17 protein-coding genes and 2 pseudogenes are annotated in these 17943 nt (G+C 59.3%); 16 read left to right on the top strand and 3 right to left on the bottom strand.

Features of this window, described 5'->3' with window-relative positions; translation table 11 throughout:
* Window positions 1–19: 19 nt before the first annotated feature.
* Window positions 20–541: a hypothetical protein gene (locus tag G7066_RS12340; protein ID WP_166331406.1), complete on the bottom strand. Its 522-nt coding sequence runs from the start codon at window positions 539–541 to the stop codon at window positions 20–22.
* Window positions 542–613: 72 nt separating this feature from the next.
* Here G7066_RS12340 and hpt point away from each other — a divergent pair, with 72 nt between their 5' ends.
* From hpt to G7066_RS12265, 14 genes and pseudogenes are all read left to right on the top strand, one after another.
* Complete coding sequence (hpt, locus tag G7066_RS12335; protein ID WP_166331405.1) at window positions 614–1171, top strand: hypoxanthine phosphoribosyltransferase; 558 nt, start codon at window positions 614–616, stop codon at window positions 1169–1171.
* A 127-nt stretch (window positions 1172–1298) separates the two neighbouring features.
* Window positions 1299–3472, top strand: a pseudogene (ftsH, locus tag G7066_RS12330) (ATP-dependent zinc metalloprotease FtsH).
* Window positions 3473–3477: 5 nt separating this feature from the next.
* Window positions 3478–4094, top strand: a pseudogene (gene folE, locus G7066_RS12325) (GTP cyclohydrolase I).
* On the top strand, window positions 4091–4951 hold the full coding sequence (gene folP / locus G7066_RS12320; protein WP_244302981.1) for a dihydropteroate synthase: 861 nt from the start codon (window positions 4091–4093) through the stop codon (window positions 4949–4951). The pseudogene folE and the gene folP overlap by 4 nt, the downstream one beginning before the upstream one ends.
* Complete coding sequence (gene folB / locus G7066_RS12315; RefSeq protein ID WP_166331404.1) at window positions 4948–5421, top strand: dihydroneopterin aldolase; 474 nt, start codon at window positions 4948–4950, stop codon at window positions 5419–5421. The genes folP and folB overlap by 4 nt, the downstream gene beginning before the upstream one ends.
* A complete protein-coding gene (locus G7066_RS17980; RefSeq protein WP_425280732.1) occupies window positions 5369–6391 on the top strand; it encodes a DUF3180 family protein in 1023 nt (340 codons plus the stop codon). The genes folB and G7066_RS17980 overlap by 53 nt, the downstream gene beginning before the upstream one ends.
* A gap of 23 nt (window positions 6392–6414) precedes the next feature.
* Window positions 6415–6939 carry a PH domain-containing protein gene (locus G7066_RS12300; RefSeq protein ID WP_166331402.1) on the top strand — a complete coding sequence of 175 codons (525 nt, stop codon included), beginning with the start codon at window positions 6415–6417 and terminating at the stop codon, window positions 6937–6939.
* The gene (locus G7066_RS12295) at window positions 6936–8648 is read left to right on the top strand and encodes a PH domain-containing protein (RefSeq protein ID WP_244302980.1); all 1713 of its coding nucleotides are present in this window, start codon (window positions 6936–6938) and stop codon (window positions 8646–8648) included. Before G7066_RS12300 ends, G7066_RS12295 begins: the two co-directional genes overlap by 4 nt.
* Window positions 8645–9376 carry a Rossmann-like and DUF2520 domain-containing protein gene (locus G7066_RS12290; RefSeq protein WP_166331401.1) on the top strand — a complete coding sequence of 244 codons (732 nt, stop codon included), beginning with the start codon at window positions 8645–8647 and terminating at the stop codon, window positions 9374–9376. The genes G7066_RS12295 and G7066_RS12290 overlap by 4 nt, the downstream gene beginning before the upstream one ends.
* 40 nt (window positions 9377–9416) lie before the next feature.
* Entirely contained in the window at window positions 9417–10988 is a 1572-nt protein-coding gene (gene lysS, locus G7066_RS12285) for a lysine--tRNA ligase (protein ID WP_166331400.1), read from the top strand.
* A gap of 49 nt (window positions 10989–11037) precedes the next feature.
* Window positions 11038–11217, top strand: a complete 180-nt coding sequence (locus G7066_RS12280; RefSeq protein WP_166290295.1) for a hypothetical protein — start codon at window positions 11038–11040, stop codon at window positions 11215–11217.
* A gap of 68 nt (window positions 11218–11285) precedes the next feature.
* On the top strand, window positions 11286–12767 hold the full coding sequence (gene cls / locus G7066_RS12275; protein ID WP_166331399.1) for a cardiolipin synthase: 1482 nt from the start codon (window positions 11286–11288) through the stop codon (window positions 12765–12767).
* Between the two features lie 48 nt (window positions 12768–12815).
* A complete protein-coding gene (locus tag G7066_RS12270) occupies window positions 12816–13172 on the top strand; it encodes a YbjQ family protein (RefSeq protein ID WP_166331398.1) in 357 nt (118 codons plus the stop codon).
* Window positions 13173–13348: 176 nt separating this feature from the next.
* Window positions 13349–13732, top strand: coding sequence for a hypothetical protein (locus tag G7066_RS12265; RefSeq protein ID WP_166331397.1), 384 nt, complete (start codon window positions 13349–13351; stop codon window positions 13730–13732).
* A gap of 23 nt (window positions 13733–13755) precedes the next feature.
* Here G7066_RS12265 and G7066_RS12260 read toward each other — a convergent pair whose 3' ends face one another.
* Window positions 13756–13989 carry a helix-turn-helix domain-containing protein gene (locus G7066_RS12260; RefSeq protein ID WP_166331396.1) on the bottom strand — a complete coding sequence of 78 codons (234 nt, stop codon included), beginning with the start codon at window positions 13987–13989 and terminating at the stop codon, window positions 13756–13758.
* Complete coding sequence (locus tag G7066_RS12255; protein ID WP_166331395.1) at window positions 13986–14495, bottom strand: hypothetical protein; 510 nt, start codon at window positions 14493–14495, stop codon at window positions 13986–13988. Before G7066_RS12255 ends, G7066_RS12260 begins: the two co-directional genes overlap by 4 nt.
* 286 nt (window positions 14496–14781) lie before the next feature.
* Here G7066_RS12255 and G7066_RS12250 point away from each other — a divergent pair, with 286 nt between their 5' ends.
* Window positions 14782–17307 (top strand): ATP-dependent Clp protease ATP-binding subunit, encoded by a 2526-nt coding sequence (locus G7066_RS12250; protein ID WP_166331394.1) that lies wholly within the window; start codon window positions 14782–14784, stop codon window positions 17305–17307.
* Between the two features lie 103 nt (window positions 17308–17410).
* Entirely contained in the window at window positions 17411–17929 is a 519-nt protein-coding gene (locus tag G7066_RS12245; protein WP_166331393.1) for an amino-acid N-acetyltransferase, read from the top strand.
* The last annotated feature ends 14 nt before the right edge of the window (window positions 17930–17943 follow it).

Below are 17943 nucleotides of genomic sequence, written 5' to 3'. Positions count from 1 at the left end.
AGGGTCATTCTACGGGCGACTACTTGGGGAACGCCTGCTTCATGAGGAGCTGAACGTCACCATCAATACCAGCAACTTGCTTTTCGATGGTGGTGAGTCGGTTGCCTACTCCGTCGATGCGACTCTCTACCTGTTCAAAACGTTTGTCTACCTGTTCAAATCGCTCGTCGACTCGTTCAAACCGCTCATCAACTCTTTCGAACCGAAGCGTCATTTCGGTTTTTAAACCGTCGATACGCTCGTTCATGGTGTCAAACTTCGCATCAACCTGGACCGCCATCGAGTCGAGGCGAGTTTCAATGCCCCTAAAATTTGCAGACATGGTTTCCATGTTGGCTGACATCGTGCGGGTGAAGGACTGCGTGATGACTGTCGTGAGACCGAGAAGGGCCGCGGCGAACACTCCAATCAGCGTCCAAATCTGAGGCTCATTCAAGGTGATCATGCCTTTCATTTTGACTGCTATTGCATCAGATTGCCAGGTTCTAGTTACTGATTTTTCATAATCTATTATTTTGTGAATAAGTCGTTCGAAAGTCACTAAATCGGTGGCCTGTGAACGAAGCTCGGCACCGGAGCATGTGCCCAGGCCGCTCCGGGCTAATATTGCTTCATGGATTCGAAACATCTGGGCGACAACCTTTCCAAAGTGCTTCACACGGAGGCGGAATTGCTCAACCGGCTCGCGGAACTCGCACGCGAGATTGAGGCTGACTATCAAGACGAGCCACCACTGCTGGTTGGTGTTCTCAAAGGTGCTGTTATGGTGATGGCTGACCTGGCGCGGGAACTCAGGTTCCACGCACAAATGGACTGGATGGCCGTCTCTTCGTACGGTGCTGGAACAAAATCGAGTGGTGTTGTGAAGATCCTCAAAGACCTGGACGCCGACATTACTGACCGTGACGTGTTGATTGTTGAGGACATCATCGATTCGGGTTTGACGCTCTCTTGGCTCAAGGAAAACCTGGAGAGCCGTGGTGCGCGATCGGTCAAAATTTGCACAATGCTCCGCAAGCCCGAAGCACTCAAGGTCGACGTTGACGTTGCCTACGTCGGTTTTGATATCCCGGTCGAGTTTGTCGTTGGGTATGGCCTCGACTACGCCGAGGACTACCGCAACCTGCGCGATGTCGCGGTTCTTGCGCCGCATGTTTACGGCGGAGAGTAGCTCGCGGGCGCACATTTTCAGTGCGCCCTGAGCGGACACTGCCGCCTGACACAGGGCGATGTCAGTGGTATTCGTTACGCTTACTTTTGCCGGAACCCCCGGTGCGCCGATTCCGAAAGGCCCAGACTTGGCTGAGAATTCAACGAAGAGCACGTCGAAGAGCAGAAAATTTCTGCGCGGTCCACTGCTCTATCTGATCCTCGCACCAATCATTGTGTTGATTGGCTGGTCGCTGCTCTCTGGCGGCAGCACACGAGAGATATCGACGCAGCAGGGCCTTGAAATGCTCTCTGAGGGCAAAGCGAAGAGCGCTGAGATCGTCGACGGTGACCAGCGTGTCAACCTGACGCTCACCAAGGCTGATAAGAAGACCGGCACCGACGAGGTGTATTTCTACTATGTCTTTCAGCGTGGTGGTGACGTCGTCAAGGCAGTCGACGACGCAAAACTCAAAGACGGCTTTAACGACAAGGTGCCGCAGCCGAACCCGCTGTGGTCGCTGCTCGGGTTCCTTGTTCCGCTGCTACTGATCGGGCTGCTGCTTTGGTGGATGCTGTCATCGATGCAGGGTGGTGGCCGTGGAGTTATGCAGTTCGGCAAGTCTCGCGCAAAGCTCGTCTCGAAAGAGACCCCGCAGGTCACGTTTGAAGACGTTGCTGGTGCTGACGAGGCTGTAGAAGAACTCTACGAAATCAAAGACTTCTTACAGAATCCGGCTCGTTTCCAGGCTGTTGGCGCACGCATTCCAAAGGGTGTGCTGCTGTATGGCCCTCCTGGTACCGGCAAGACGCTGCTCGCACGTGCTGTCGCGGGTGAAGCTGGTGTGCCGTTCTACACGATCTCTGGTTCTGACTTTGTCGAGATGTTTGTTGGTGTTGGTGCGAGCCGCGTGCGTGACCTCTTCAAAGAGGCAAAGGCCAATTCCCCCGCGATCATTTTTGTTGATGAGATCGATGCGGTTGGTCAGCGTCGCGGGCAGGGCATGGGCGGCGGCCACGACGAGCGTGAGCAGACCCTCAACCAGCTTCTCGTTGAAATGGACGGGTTTGATCCCAAGACCAACGTCATCATGATTGCCGCGACCAACAGGCCTGACATGCTAGACCCGGCACTGCTGCGTCCCGGCCGCTTTGACCGCCAGGTGGGTGTTGACGCGCCTGATATGGCCGGTCGCCTCAAGATCCTCCAGGTTCACTCGAAGGGTAAACCGCTTTCCGATTCCGTGGACTTGGAGATCGTGGCACGCAAGACCCCCGGTTTCTCAGGCGCGGATCTCGCGAACGTGCTCAACGAGGCTGCGCTGCTAACGGCGCGTTCCAACGCGCAGCTTATTGACAACCGTGCCCTCGACGAGGCGATTGACCGTGCTATCGCTGGCCCGCAGCGCCGCACTCGCTTGATGAAAGATCAAGAGAAGCTCATCACGGCGTACCACGAGGGTGGACACGCGCTTGTGGCAGCTGGACTGAACCACACGGATCCGGTCACCAAGATCACGATTCTGCCCGAGGCAGGGCTCTTGGTTACACAATGGTGATCCCGCTCGAAGACAAGTACTCGGTGACCCGCAACGAGCTACAGGATCAGCTGGCGTATGCACTCGGCGGTCGCGTTGCAGAGGAACTGGTGTTCCACGATCCGACTACGGGTGCTGGCAACGACATCGAGAAGGCCACGAGCACTGCGCGCAAAATGGTGACTGAGTACGGCATGTCTTCGACGGTCGGCCCGATCAAGCTAGGCCAGGCTCAGCCGGGTGCGTTTATGGGGGAGTTCGGGCAAAGCCGAGACTATTCCGAGGGTGTCGCCGTGACCGTTGATGCCGAGGTGCGTGAGCTGCTTGAGCAGGCCCACAACGAGGCATACGAGGTACTGGTGAAGAACCGCGACATTCTCGATAACCTCGCGCGTGAACTCCTTGAGAAAGAGACTCTGGATCACATTCAGATCGCAGAGATTTTTAAGGGCGTACAGCGTCTACCCGAACGTCCAGTTTGGCTGTCGCACGGTGAGCGCCCGGTCTCGAATAGGCCCCCGATTGACGTGCCTGTAGTGGTGCGAACCGACGGAAGTCTCGGTGAGGCCACGGAACTCGAAGCCAAGGGCGCAGGCACCTCCGAGAGCACGGCCACTGATTCGCCCGCCAAAGCTTCTGCAGTCGAGGCATCCACTACAGGTGACTCACCATTGGCTTCTTCGGAGCTTGCTCCGGGCGAGACGAGCGCCCCTCCACGTAACCTCGGGGTGCATGGTAAGGAGACCGGTAAAGGCTCTGATTCAGACACTGACGAGGCGCGATAGTTCACATGGAAAACAGCGTTGACCGGGAGCGCGTCGCGGCTGCGGTGCGTGAATTGCTGAGCGCAATTGGTTCAGACCCCGACAGCGCAGAACTTGCGAGCACGCCGTTCAGAGTTGCCGATGCCTACAGTGAGTTCTTCACTGGGGTGGGGCAAGATCCCGCGGTGTTTTTGACCGACTCGGTTCCCGTTGGCGACGACACCGGCGAGCTCGTGTTGTTGCGCGACATCACTCTCCGTTCCGTGTGCGAGCATCACCTGCTGCCGTTTCGTGGTCGTGCTCATATTGCGTACCGACCAGGCAATCGCGTTGTCGGGCTCAGCGCCCTGCCGCGGGTTGTGCAGTCGCTAGCCGCACGACCGCAGGTACAGGAGCGCTTGGGGAGCAGATTGCCCAAGCTCTTAACGACGGGCTCGAACCCAGAGGCGTTCTCGTGGTGCTCGAAGCGAGTCACGGCTGTGTGTCTGACCGCGGAGTGCTGCAGACCGAAGCGGTCACTGTGACGGTGGCCTCGCGCGGTGTGTTTGTGGATCCGGTGGAGCAGACCGCCGTGTTTGCTCTGCTGGGACCAGGGACCGGCCGCATCGCCAGTGAAACTGGCGGCGAGGGAATTACACAGTGAGATCACGCACCCTTGTCATGGGAGTGTTGAACGTCACCCCCGATTCTTTCAGTGATGGCGGGCTCTTTGACGAGCCAGATGCAGCCGTTCAGCGTGGCAGTGCCCTCGCTGCGCAGGGAGCCGACCTGATTGATATAGGAGGGGAATCCACAAGGCCGGGAGCGAACCCGGTTGCGCCTGAAGAAGAACTGCGACGCGTTCTTCCTGTTATCCGCGGTCTTACCGCGCGAGGCCACCGAATCTCGGTTGACACGCTGCATGCCGCAACTGCCGCCGAGGCCGTCGCCGCCGGAGCGCGCTTCATCAACGATGTATCAGGTGGAAGTCACGACTCAGACATGCTTCGGGTTGCCGCGACGGCAAGCCAAGAATACGGTGCGCGGTTTATTATCGGTCATTGGAGAGGCGTACCCGATCCCGCTCATCAGCGTTCCGACTACGGCGATGTGGTTGCGGAGGTGCGGGATGATCTCGCGAGCCGCACTGGAGTCGCCATCGCGGCGGGCATTGCTCGCGAATTGATTGTTCTCGACCCTGGCCTCGGCTTTGATAAGACGGGGGCGCAGGGTTGGCAGCTGCTTGCACATCTCGACGCGCTCACCAGCCTCGGTTTTCCTGTGCTTATTGGGGCCTCGCGAAAGCGCATGATCGCTGAGGCGCTCACCACCCCGTTGAGCGCCGCACCACCGCCTGAGGGGCGTGATGTCGCGACGGCAGTCGTCAGCGCTCTGGCCGCTGGACAGGGCGCTTGGGGCGTGCGGGTACACGATGTGCCCGCCACCGTGCAGGCACTCGCGATTTCAGAGGCCTGGCGATCCGGCCAGCGAACCACCACGGCGATTGGTACGCAGTCATGAACACTCTTGAGAGTGGCTTCGCCGCAACACATTCGAAGCGCATCCCCAAAGATCGCATCACCCTTACCGGCCTCGAGGTGTTTGCGCACCACGGTGTCTTTGATTTCGAGCGCGAGCAGGGGCAACGATTTCTTATCGACGCGGAGGTGGCGGTCAGTCTCAGTGGCACTGGTGACAGAATCACACGCACCGTGCACTACGGCGAACTTGCCGAAGCTATCCACGCCGCCGTTGCGCAGGATCCTGTCGACCTCATCGAAACCGTTGCTGAGCGTGTCGCCGAGACGGCGCTCTCCTTCGTTGGGGTCAGGGCGGCACGCATCACCGTACACAAACCAGATGCCCCGATCGATCTGACCTTCGCCGACGTTTCCGTCACCGTTGTGAGGTACGCGAGCGATCAGCAGGGGCGGCCGAATGATCGCTCAACAGATGCCGGTGCTGCTCGCCTTCGGTGCGAACCTCGGTGATCGCGGTGAGACGATCCGCGCTGCGCAGCAAGAGCTCGCGGATGCTCCCGGAATCAGCGAACTACTGTCATCTCCCCTGCGCGAGACCATCGCGTTGACGCTCGACGGCCCCGATCCTTATGCCCCGCGCTATCTCAACGGGGTTGCTACCGCGATGACCACACTGCGCCCGCACGAACTCCTTGACTTGATCCAGACCGTCGAAACCTCGCACGGGCGCATCCGCGACGAGCGCTGGGAGACCGCACCCTCGACATCGACATCATCACGTACGGTGGCCGATCGATCTCAGATGATCGACTCCACGTGCCCCATCCCCGCGCGCACGAGCGTGACTTTGTGCTTGCTCCCTGGCTTGAGTTGGATCCCTACGCGGTGTTGCTCGGACACGGGCGAGTCGCCGAACTGCTGGAACGCATTGGCGACACGACACGTCCGTTTGAGGAGCCAAACGATGCGTAAGATCGATCGCATGAACCCGCTGACCTCGGTCGCAGCCGCTGCCATGGGCATCGCGATCGGGCTTCTCGTGCAGTTTTATCTTTCGGGCCGAGGATACGCTCCGTTTGTTCCTCCACTTTCGCTGCCTGTCACGCTGGTGTTTATCGCGGCCGTGTTACTTGTGTTCGGGATCAGGCTGCGACGCAACGTCTCGAAAGGCAAGAGGGCAGTTAACCCGTTTCATGCAGTCCGTCTGCTTGCCACCGCGCGCGCAGGCCAAATCGTCGGCGGTCTGCTTGGCGGCTTTGGGGGTGGGCTCCTGCTGTCACTGCTGGGACGCAGCGTACCTGCCCCGGTGACGAGTTGGTTGCCGATGTTATTGGTGTTCGGCGGTGGGCTCACTCTCGTTGTTTGCTCCGTGATTACGGAGAGACTGTGTAGGGTGCCTCCCGGAGACGAATCGAGTGAAGAGACCGACCCCCGAACCGGCCCCGAACCAGTCGATCAGGCCGCGTTCCGTGAGCCCTAAAGGTCACGTCTAAGCTTGAAGTTATGAACGCGGACACACTTGGGCAGACCGCCTATTCAGATGCTGGGACACCTGACGAACAGCCTTGGCAGCGAGTCTCTTCAAAGTACGCCTGGGCCGACCTGGCGCTGAACTTACTTTTGGTGCTTGCGGTCTGTGTCGCTTTTGTCATCGTGTTTGTTGGCACCGAGGGTGACGTGCCGCTGTTCCCGCTCATTGCGATCCCTGCGGTAGCACTCATTCTGCTCATCAATGCGCTTCTCGCCTTCCGCCGTGTGAAGGCGATTGGCTACAAACTACGCAAAGACGATCTGCTGTTCCGTCGAGGCATCATGTTCGAGCGCATTGTTGCCGTGCCCTACGGTCGTCTGCAGCTCGTCGATGTGAATCGCGGCCCGCTGCTGCGTACACTGGGACTCTCCACCCTCAAGTTTGTGACTGCCTCGATTGCCACCGGTGTTAACCTGCCGGGGTTGCCGGCCGCAGAAGCCGAGGAGCTTCGAGACCGTCTGGTGGAGCTCGCTGAGACGCGGCGGTCAGGGCTGTGACCGAACTTCCAGGGGTTGCCGATGCCGAGGGGTGGCGCAGGCTACACCCGCTCTCGCCGCTATTGCGAGGTGGGCTCGCCATGCTCGTCGTAGGTGGCATTATCGTCGCCAATTTCCGTGATCGCCTTCTCGAGTTCTTTTTCGCGAATCAGCTGCGTGATAGCGGTGACCTCGAAGGTTTTGTGAGCGAACAAGACATGTTCGATTTTCTTGAAAAACAGGGTCTGCTGATTGCTGCTCTCGGCGCCGCGATCGTTGTCATCTTGTTGATTGTGTTGTTTTCATGGGTGGCTTGGCGCTTTCACACATATCGCATCTCAGATGAGGCGGTTGAGGCGCGAAGCGGTGTCGTGTTTCGAAACCACCGCCGCGCTCCTCTCGAACGCATTCAAAGCGTGAACCTACAAAGACCACTCCTCGCGAGGGTATTGGGACTGACCAAAATCGAGGTACTCACGGCGGGCCAGGGAGGGAAAGTCGAGCTTGCTTACCTCGGCCATCGTGATGCCAAGACTGTGCGAGAACAGATACTGCAGAGGGCCGCGCTCAAGCGCGACGGGGTTGCACCTCTCAATGCGCAGGCGGTGCAAGTGCCACCGGTCGTTGGGTATGACGGCTACGTATACGGCGCAGCGAGTGACAACCTCACCGAGCGAGCACAGACCTTCGCGGATTCAGATGTGGATCCTGAAGCCTTCGCTGCGAACACTCTGGTGAGGGTTCCGGTTGGCCGTCTAATCGGCAGCATTGCTCTCGGCTGGGAAGCAGTCATCGCAGTGGCGATCGTTGTCGCGATTGTGGTGCTTGGTGCCACCCTCGAACTTGCGATTCTTGTTGGCATTATTCCCATGGTGATCGTGGTGTTCGGCATCGTCTTCTCCCAGTTCAACAAGGGCTTCAACTTCACACTCTCGCGCAGCAGCGATGCGGTTCGAACTGGTGCAGGGCTTACAGCTACAGCGACCGAGACAATCCCTTTTGGCAGAATTCACGCGATTGAGGCACGTCAACCGCTGCTGTGGCGTCCTGCAAAGTGGTGGAAGGTGAGGATCACGCTGGCGGGTCATTCTGTCGCGCAGGGTGGGCAAAATGCTACTCAGAACGTGGTTTTGCCTGTCGGCTTCGAAGACGACGTGCTCCGTGTTATCGACACGCTCTTGCCGGGAGTTGGCGATGACGCCGTTGAAATTGAGGCACTTCGTGAGGCGCTGACCGGCAGCGGAAGGGGCTACCTTGGTGCAGGCCCCCGTGCCGGCTGGGTACTGTGGTGGGGGCGCAAGCGTGCAGGGATGCGAGTCGACGGCCTTGAAACAGGCGACAATCTGGGCAACTCCACACTGCGAATTCGTAGGGGTGCGCTCACGCGCTCGCTCTCGATCATGCCGATCGTGCGATCCCAGTCGATTCAGCTGCGTCGACCGCTTGTGCACCGCATGCTCGGACTCGCCTCGGTGCAGGCACACACGGTTCTGGGGCCGGTGCGCATGGAAATGCGCGGGCTTGCGCTAAAAGATGCGAGCGTCGCCTTCGACTTCCTCGCCGAGACCGTGTTGCGAGTGCAGGGGGCCGAAGCGGCAGAGCGGGCAGAACGCAAGCAGGGGGTGCGGTTCGAGCAGTCGGTGCAGCCCACGCAAGAATTGCAGGCCGCTCAGGATGCACCGCTCGCCAATACACCTCACCCGAATGAAGAGAACGGAGATCCGCAGTGAATCCGGATCGCCAAGCATCCCGACTAGGCGTGGGCATCGTTGGAGCGGGACGTGTCGGGCCCGTGCTTGCGCGTGCCCTGGCCGGTGCGGGACACGCCATTACTGGTATCAGCGCTATCAGCGAGGCGAGCCGAGAACGCGCGGAGAGCATGCTTCCGGGAGTCCCAATACTTGAGGTCGCAGAGGTAGTGCGCCGCTCGGAACTGGTACTCATTGCGATCCCTGGATCGGAATTACCTGGTCTCGTCGCGGGACTTGCTGCGACCGGTGCCTGGCAGCCCGGGCAACTCGCGATCCACACCGCCCCCGAACACGGCATCGGCGTGTTTGCCCCCGCGCTCGCAGCGGGAGTGATCCCGCTGGCCCTGCACCCCGCGATTGTCTTCACCGGCACAAGCCTCGACCTCACCCGGCTGAGCGAGGCGACAGTTGCGGTGACCGCGCCGGCGCCCGTGCTGCCGATCGGGCAGGCCCTCGCCGTCGATATGGGCGCCGAACCAGTCATTGTGAGCGAGCAGGATCGCCCAGCGTATGCTGACGCGATGCTCGCGGCGGCGGAACTGTCACAGGCCGTTGTAAGACAGACAACCGATGCGCTGCGATCCATTGGTGTCGATCGTCCGGACAGAGCCGTAGGGGGTGTGATCCGCGCGGCAATGGAGGAAGAACTGCTTCGCGCCGCTGCTGATCTAGGCCCCAACGGGGTTGAACTGAGTGAAGCCCCGTAGGATGGTCGGGTACGCCAAAATAACGGAGGAACCCGCCCTAATGAGCGAGCAGACCGCAGCCAGCAGCGCAAATGCCGAGAGCCGCGCGAGTGAAGAGACCAGCGCCCCCGAAACGAGTGCGGAAGAAATCTTCGAGCAGAAGCTCGTGCGCCTGGAGAAGCGGGATCGGCTGAACGAGGCGGGCGACCTCGCAGGCGGAGCTTACCCGGTGGCGGTTCCCGTCACGGCAACGATCCCTGCGGTGCGTGCGAAGTGGGGGCACCTCGAGGCAGGTGCCGAGAGCGGCGAGACGGTTGGGATCGCCGGGCGGGTGGTGTTCCAGCGCAACACTGGCAAGCTCTGCTTCGGAACACTGCAGGCAGGCAACGGCGAGCGAATCCAGGTCATGGTGAGCCTTGCCGAGGTGGGCGAGGAGTCGCTCGCTGCTTACAAGGAGCTTGTAGATCTGGGCGACCACCTGTTTGTCTCTGGCGAGGTTATTTCGAGCCGTCGCGGTGAACTGTCGATCATGGCTCGTGAGTGGCAGATCGCGGCGAAGGCAATTGCGCCGCTGCCAAACATGTACGCCGACTTGAACGAGGAGACGCGGGTTCGCCAGCGTTATCTCGACCTGATCCAGCGTGAGCAGGCCCGCCGCAACGTTGTGACCCGTGCGCGCACGATGGCGAGCCTGAGGCAAACCTTCGCCGACCACGATTTCATTGAGGTCGAGACCCCGATGCTGCAGACGATGCACGGCGGGGCCTCGGCGCGACCGTTTGTGACACACTCGAACGCTTTCGATACCGAGCTGTTTCTGCGGATCGCCCCCGAACTCTACCTCAAGCGTGCCGTAGTCGGCGGGCTTGAGCGGGTCTTCGAAATCAACCGCAACTTCCGTAACGAGGGTGCTGACTCCACTCACAGCCCCGAGTTCGCGATGCTCGAGTCGTACCAGACCTACACCGACTACAACGGCATCGCCGATCTGACGCAAGAGCTGATTCAGAACGCCGCGCTCGCAGCAAACGTCGGCACTGAGCGCGAAGGCACTCACACGGTTGAGTGGGCTGATGGCACGCTCTTCGACCTCGGTGGCGAGTGGGAGCGTATTTCAATGTACGGCACGCTCTCTGAGGCCGCTGGCCGCGAGATCACGCCAGGGACCTCGGTCGACGAACTGCAGAAGCTTGCCGATGCCGAGGGTGTCGAGGTGCACCTGCCGAACCACGGCAAGCTTGTTGAAGAGCTGTGGGAGCACTTCGTAAAGGACGGGCTCACGCGACCGACCTTTGTCATGGATTTCCCAGTTGAGACGAGCCCGCTCACGCGTCATCACCGCTCGATTCCGGGTGTTGTTGAGAAGTGGGATCTCTACGTGCGTGGTTTTGAACTTGCCACCGGGTACTCCGAGCTCGTTGATCCCGTCGTGCAGCGCGAGCGCTTTGTCGAGCAGGCTGCGCAGGGTGCAAAGGGTGACGTCGAGGCCATGGGCGTCGACGAGGAGTTCCTGCGCGCGCTCGAGCACGGCATGCCGCCCTCCGGTGGTATGGGTATGGGCATGGACCGCCTACTCATGACTCTTACAGGGCTCGGGATCCGCGAGACGATCCTGTTCCCGCTCGTCAAATAGCGGCGACTGCCCAGGAGTCGTGGAGGGAAACAAAGTAGAGTGAGTGCTTATGGATAACTGGTGGTTGAATGCGATCTGGTCGCTCACTCCGACCGTGCTGATCGGGCTCTTCTTCTGGATGGTGCTGCGATTGATCCTGCGAGCCGACCGCACTGAGCGTCGAGTGTTTCGCGAGATTGAAAACGAGGAACGCATTAAAGCGGGTCTGCCGATCCGCGAAGACTCCTAAACTTGTTCCCGCGACCGATAGAGTGATTCTCAACAGTACGGCGAATCACGATACGGGAGGGAGCCCTAATGGATCTCACCTGGTTCGGAATCAATTGGCCTTACGTTTGGACAATCACTTTTTTGGTTGTCGACAACGTTATCCGTATCGTCGCCCTGTTTGTGGTTCCGCGCAATCGTCGCCCGACCGCAGGCATGGCCTGGCTCATGGCCATTTTCTTTTTGCCTGTCCCCGGTTTGTTGCTCTTCCTGATTATCGGAAGCAAACGGCTACCTAAGCATCGCGAACAAAAGCAAGGCGACATCAACAAGTTCGTTTCCGAGGTGGCAGAGCGCGAGAACCATAGGTTGCTTGCGCCGGTCGACGATTTGCAGGAGGGGCTCGCGAGCGCTGTGCAGCTCGGACGCTCCCTCGGCGCGCAGCCGATGCTCCTCGGCAACACTGCCACGATCTGCATCGACTACGAGGGGTCTTTCGCCCAGATGGCGGCCGCGATCCGCTCCGCCACCGAGTACGTTCACATCGAGTTTTACATCTTTGTGCACGACGAGACTACCGATGACGTTTTTGCCGCAATGCGCGAGGCCGTGGGGCGCGGTGTGAAAGTGCGTGTGCTGCTGGATCACGTTTCGGCCGTGCGAAACCCCGGCGCAAAGAAGACCGTGCAGAGTTTTAAAGACATCGGTCTCGACTGGTCGTACATGTTACCTGTGCGCCCGTGGCGCGGGGAATACCAGCGCCCCGATCTGCGCAACCACCGTAAGCTACTGGTGGTCGACGGCAGGGTCGGATTCATGGGGTCCCAGAACCTCGTTGACTCAAGCTACAACAAGGCGTCAAACAAACGGCGTGGCCTGCACTGGAAAGATCTGATGGTGCGACTCGAAGGGCCGATTGTGCTCGGGCTTGAGGCAGTGTTTCAGGGGGATTGGTATCTCGAGACAGGGGAGTACCTGACTCACCTTGCCGAGGAAGGTATCTCGGTCGAGCAGCCGGGTGAACTTGAGTGCCAGATCGTGCCGAGTGGTCCTGGGTACGAAGGTGAGAACAACCTTCAGGTGTTTGTGGCGCTGCTTTATTCGGCGCGACGCAGGATCAGTATCACGAGTCCTTACTTTGTGCCTGACGGTTCGATCATGAATGCACTGCGCGCGGCCACTGCGCGCGGGGTTGAGGTTGAGTTGTTTGTCTCCGAGACCGGAGACCAGGCAGTCGTCTACCACGCACAGCGCTCATACTACGAAGAGATCCTGCGCGCAGGAGTACGCATCTGGATGTTTAAGCCGCCCTATATATTGCACTCGAAGCACTTCACCGTCGACGAGGCCGTAGCAGTTGTCGGATCCTCGAACATGGATCAGCGCTCGTTTGGACTCAACATGGAGATCTCGATGGTGGTGCACGGTGAGAGTTTTGTGAGTGATCTCGACGAGGTCAACGATTATTATCGGGCTAATTCGCGGGAACTCACGCTGGAGGAGTGGTCCAAGCAGCCGCTGCGCTCGCAACTGCTCGACGGACTCGCCAGGCTCACCTCAGCTTTGCAGTAGCGTGTGGGTGTAAAACTTACGTGGGGTCAATTGAAAGGAATCCATCACATGTTTGCAGTCACCACCAATGATGTACCGGGGTATCGGATCACGCAAGTCATGGGTGAGGTCATGGGGCTCACCGTTCGTTCCGCTAACTTCGGCCAGAACTTCACCGCGGGGTTCCGTGCCCTCGGTGGCGGCGAGATGCCGGAGTACACGAAGGTGATCTACGAATCCCGCTGGGAGGTCATGAACCGTATGTGGGCTGAGGCCCAGGCGCGTGGCGCAAACGCCGTTGTTGCGATGCGATTCGACTCGGGTTCAATCGGCAACTTCACCGAGTTCTGTGCCTATGGCACCGCGGTGGTCATTGAGCCCATCGCGGCTCAGGCTCCCGCAAATCCCAGCCAGCCCCAGAGCTAGCGCGCGAGTTATTACTTCAAGGGCCGCCTTCGGGCGGCCCTTTTTGTTACGTTCAACCTTCGCTAACAAAGTCGGGATTCTGAGGGTTTTGCGAACTTATTAACAGATTTGGTTTTTGCAATCTAATTTTGCTCCATCCTCTGGCATTCTGATGTGATATTAGTCAGAATGGAGGCATGGTCGCAATGAATGAACCTCAGGTCTGGACTCTGATTGGAGTCTTCGCTGCTGTGATGACGGGGCTGATCTCGATCATCACCCGCTCTTTTACTCGGTCCATCGCAGACCTGTCGGAGAAGGTTGATGTAAAGCTGGAATCCTTGGGCAACCAAGTTGAATCCAAGTTCGATATTTTGAGCGAACGAATTGACGGATTGAAGACCGAAATGATGCTGCGCTTTGAAAAAGTGGACATGCGTTTCGAGCAGGTTGACCAACGCTTCGAACAAATTGAGTTACGCATTGGAAAAGTTGAGGGCAGGCTCGACAAGATTGAGAAGCGTGTCGACGATATCGATCACGATGTGCAGTTGATCTCGAAAAACACGTTCCCTCAGTAGTTAGCCGCAACAGGTTTCCAATGCTATTGGTCGGAGACCACGAGCAATTCCCCAACCTCGCACCCGAGTGCCCGGCAGATTGCGGTCAGGGTTGAGAATCGGATCGCGCGGGCGCGGTCATTCTTGAGGACTGAGAGGTTGACGATACTGACGCCTACCTCCTCGCTGAGCTGTGTGAGGGTCATGCCCTGTGCCGCGAGTAGCTCATCTAGGCGGCAGTGGATCGCATGGCCCTCCTTGGGCTCCGCGGGGCTCACACCAGGCCCTCGGTCTCACGCTGGAGACGTTCACCAACCATAAACACCGTGCAGATGATCGCGACTGCAAAGGCCGCGATGACGAAGGGAAAGAAATCAATAGATATCGCCGAGCTATCCACCTCGCTTGGCGATGAGACCTGGGCGATTGCCCCGTTTGCGAGCATGTTGTTCAAGAAGTGAACCATTGGGGTGCCGAGGAGGCCCACCATTCCCGCAGTTATCACCAGTCGAGTGCTTGTTCGGCCAAAGATTTGTCCCCTGAGTATTCTGCGGCTGAGTAGTATCAGGCAGAGAATTACGGCTACGAAGGTTACCGCAAGCACAAACTGAGCAATGACTCCCGACCACACCGAGAAAGCCGGTACCTCAGTGTTGAGAATTGCGCGGTCTAGACCAACCTCAATGTCGTGGCCATTGGGTCCAAGCGCTGCAGTCGCGCTTTGATTTGTGAACCCCGCAACAACTTGGATCTTGCCGTCGCTCAAGAGTTCGCTTATGCGCATGGCCGCTGAGACGGTGATTCCATTCGCGATCGCTGCTCCTGCGACGATGAAGACCCAGATTGCGCCGCGGTCGCCTCGAGAGGGCCGGTATGTGGGGTGAAGGACATGCGCAAATCCTTATCGATAAACAATATTAATGTTTATCGATAAATCTGGAATATGTTACACCAACTGTCAACCCCTCGTCACGCCTGCGGCGAACAATTCCCCGTGACGAGGCATCACCCCGTAGCCTTATTCCAACGGTGGTGTCCCATCCGTGCACGGATACCGCAGGGAGGTAAAGATGTTCGAGAGATTTACAGATCGCGCTCGTCGCGTCGTCGTCCTCGCCCAAGAAGAGGCGAAGATGCTCAACCATAACTACATTGGTACCGAGCACATTCTGCTCGGCCTCATCCACGAGGGTGAAGGCGTTGCGGCCAAGGCGCTTGAGCAGCTTGAGATCTCCCTTGACGCTGTGCGTGCTCAGGTGACCGACATTATCGGTACCGGCCAGCAGCCGCCAGCGGGCCACATTCCCTTCACGCCGCGTGCAAAGAAGGTGCTTGAGTTGAGTCTGCGCGAGGCGCTGCAGCTCGGCCACAACTACATTGGCACGGAACACATTCTGCTCGGCCTCATTCGTGAGGGCGAGGGCGTTGCTGCCCAGGTGCTCGTAAAGCTCGGTGCTGATCTCAACCGTGTCCGACAGACCGTGATCCAGCTTCTCTCCGGCTACCAGGCTGGTAAAGAGAGCGCGACCGTCGGTGCCCCCGAAGCGCAGGGCGAGGCCAAAGGTTCGCAGGTGCTCGACCAGTTCGGTCGCAACCTGACCCAGGCCGCTCGCGAGGGCAAGCTCGATCCCGTGATCGGTCGTGAAAAAGAGGTCGAGCGAGTTATGCAGATCCTCTCGCGCCGCACCAAAAATAACCCCGTGCTGATCGGCGAACCCGGTGTGGGTAAGACCGCCGTGGTTGAGGGCCTCGCACAGGCAATTGTGAAGGGCGAGGTTCCCGAGACGCTGAAGGACAAGCAGGTGTACGTGCTTGACCTCGGTTCGATGATCGCCGGTAGCCGTTACCGCGGTGACTTCGAGGAACGCCTGAAGAAGGTCACCAAAGAGATTCGCAACCGCGGCGACATCATCATCTTCATCGATGAGATCCACACGCTCGTGGGCGCGGGTGCCGCAGAGGGCGCGATTGACGCGGCCAACATTCTGAAGCCCATGCTCGCTCGTGGTGAGCTGCAGACCATTGGTGCGACCACACTCGACGAGTACCGCAAGCACTTCGAGAAGGACGCCGCGCTTGAGCGTCGTTTCCAGTCGATCCAGGTCGCTGAGCCGTCGCTGCCGCACACCATCAATATCTTGAAGGGTCTGCGTGACCGCTACGAGGCGCACCACAAGGTGTCCATCACCGACGGCGCTATCGTTGCTGCGGCCAACCTGGCGGACCGCTACGTGCAGGATCGTTTCCTGCCCGACAAAGCGATTGACCTGATTGACGAGGCCGGCGCCCGCCTGCGCCTCTCGATCCTGTCGAGCCCACCCGAGCTGCGCGAGTTCGACGAGAAGATCGCGGTTGTTCGTGCCGACAAAGAGATGGCCATCGAGCAGCAGGACTTCGAGGGCGCTGCGAACAAGCGCGACGAAGAGAAGAAACTGATCGCTGAGCGCCTGCGCCTCGAGAAGCAGTGGCGCTCGGGCGACGTCGAGACTAAGGCAGAGGTCGACGAGGGCCTGATCGCCGAGGTGCTCGCTCAGGCGACCGGCATCCCTGTCTTCAAGCTCACCGAAGAAGAGACCAGCCGTCTCCGCTTCATGGAAGAGGCACTGCACCAGCGTGTTATCGGTCAGAACGAGGCCATCTCGGCACTCGCGAAGACGATCCGTCGCCAGCGTGCTGGACTGAAGGATCCGAAGCGCCCCTCGGGCTCGTTCATCTTCGCTGGACCCACGGGTGTTGGCAAGACCGAACTCGCGAAGGCACTTGCCGAGTTCCTGTTTGACGACGAGGATGCGCTGATCTCGCTCGACATGTCGGAGTACGGCGAGAAGCACACCGTGTCGCGCCTCTTCGGTGCGCCTCCCGGGTTCGTCGGCTTCGAAGAGGGCGGCCAGCTCACCGAGAAGGTACGCCGCAAGCCATTCTCCGTGGTGCTCTTCGACGAGATCGAGAAGGCTCACCCCGACATCTTCAACTCGCTTCTGCAGGTGCTTGAAGAGGGGCGTCTCACCGACGGCCAGGGGCGTGTCATCGACTTCAAGAACACCGTCATCATCATGACGACCAACCTGGGTTCAACCGCGATCGCTGGTGGCCCAGTCGGCTTCCAGATCGAGGGTGACAGCCAGATCGGCTACGACACGATGCGCGGCAAGGTGAACGAGGAGTTGAAGAAGCACTTCAAGCCCGAGTTCCTGAACCGTGTTGACGACACGATCGTGTTCCCGCAGCTCTCGAAGACCGAGCTGCTGCAGATCGTTGACCTCTTCGTGAAGCAGCTGAAGGATCGCCTGCTCGATCGCGACATGCACATCGAGGTGTCGCAAGCAGCTCGTGAGCGGCTCTCTGAGGTGGGTTACGACCCGACGCTCGGTGCGCGTCCGCTGCGCCGCGCGATCCAGCGCGAGGTTGAGGATCGCCTCTCAGAGAAGATCCTTGGTGCAGAACTGCTTGCCGGAGACACCGTGAAGGTTGACTTCGTTGACGGTCAGTTCACTTTCGACACGAATCGCAGCGCTGAGAAAACTCATGGCGAGACCTCGGCTTCGGCCGCGGCCGCTGTGGCCTCGACCGCAGCAACGCCAGGCGTTACCGATTAGTTCACTGCAGGACGATATTGCGGGCCCATCGCTTCGGCGGTGGGCCCGTTTTTGTTTGGGGTTCGCGTAGGGTCCATGCCTCCCAGGGCATAAGCTTGACTCCATGACTGTCACCCCCGAGATTCGGATCCGCACCGCGCGCACGAGTGACGTGCCGCGCATGGTCGAGTTGATGGAACCTCTCGTGGCCCGACGAGTGCTGCTCGGTAAAGATCTGGTTGACCTGTACGGAGCGGTGCCCGAGTTTCTCGTGGCGACCACCGCCGACGACCGTGTTGTCGGTTACGGCGCTGTTCACGTGATGTGGGACCAGCTCGGCGAGGTGCGCACTTTGGGTGTTTCAGACGAGGTGCTCGGCAAGGGTGTTGGCCGCACGCTCTTGCAGGCGCTTGAGGTGCGGGCCGCGGACCTGGGGCTGACTCAACTTTTCTGCCTCACCTTTGAAACTGATTTTTTTGCTCGCAACGGTTTTGAAGTTGTGAGTGAGAACACCACACTCGTTGCGGCCGATGTATACGCCGAGCTACTGCGCTCGAGCGACGAGGGTGTCGCTGAGTTTCTGGATCTTGCTCGCGTTAAGCCCAACACCCTTGGCAACACGCGGATGCTCAAGCGCCTTTAGCTCTTGAACAGGGT

This window comes from Leucobacter coleopterorum (assembly GCF_011382985.1).
Classification (GTDB): Bacteria; Actinomycetota; Actinomycetes; order Actinomycetales; family Microbacteriaceae; genus Leucobacter; species Leucobacter coleopterorum.
This window is presented reverse-complemented; position numbering and strand designations above follow the sequence as displayed.

Excerpts from the sequence above, each read along its gene's own strand:
- hpt (WP_166331405.1), top strand. The coding sequence starts at position 614 with ATGGATTCGAAACATCTGGGCGACAACCTTTCCAAAGTGCTTCACACG.
- folB (WP_166331404.1), top strand. The coding sequence starts at position 4,948 with ATGAACACTCTTGAGAGTGGCTTCGCCGCAACACATTCGAAGCGCATC.
- G7066_RS17980 (WP_425280732.1), top strand. The coding sequence starts at position 5,369 with ATGATCGCTCAACAGATGCCGGTGCTGCTCGCCTTCGGTGCGAACCTC.
- G7066_RS12300 (WP_166331402.1), top strand. The coding sequence starts at position 6,415 with ATGAACGCGGACACACTTGGGCAGACCGCCTATTCAGATGCTGGGACA.
- lysS (WP_166331400.1), top strand. The coding sequence starts at position 9,417 with ATGAGCGAGCAGACCGCAGCCAGCAGCGCAAATGCCGAGAGCCGCGCG.
- G7066_RS12280 (WP_166290295.1), top strand. The coding sequence starts at position 11,038 with ATGGATAACTGGTGGTTGAATGCGATCTGGTCGCTCACTCCGACCGTG.
- cls (WP_166331399.1), top strand. The coding sequence starts at position 11,286 with ATGGATCTCACCTGGTTCGGAATCAATTGGCCTTACGTTTGGACAATC.
- G7066_RS12270 (WP_166331398.1), top strand. The coding sequence starts at position 12,816 with ATGTTTGCAGTCACCACCAATGATGTACCGGGGTATCGGATCACGCAA.
- G7066_RS12265 (WP_166331397.1), top strand. The coding sequence starts at position 13,349 with ATGGTCGCAATGAATGAACCTCAGGTCTGGACTCTGATTGGAGTCTTC.
- G7066_RS12255 (WP_166331395.1), bottom strand. The coding sequence starts at position 14,495 with ATGCGCATAAGCGAACTCTTGAGCGACGGCAAGATCCAAGTTGTTGCG.
- G7066_RS12250 (WP_166331394.1), top strand. The coding sequence starts at position 14,782 with ATGTTCGAGAGATTTACAGATCGCGCTCGTCGCGTCGTCGTCCTCGCC.
- G7066_RS12245 (WP_166331393.1), top strand. The coding sequence starts at position 17,411 with ATGACTGTCACCCCCGAGATTCGGATCCGCACCGCGCGCACGAGTGAC.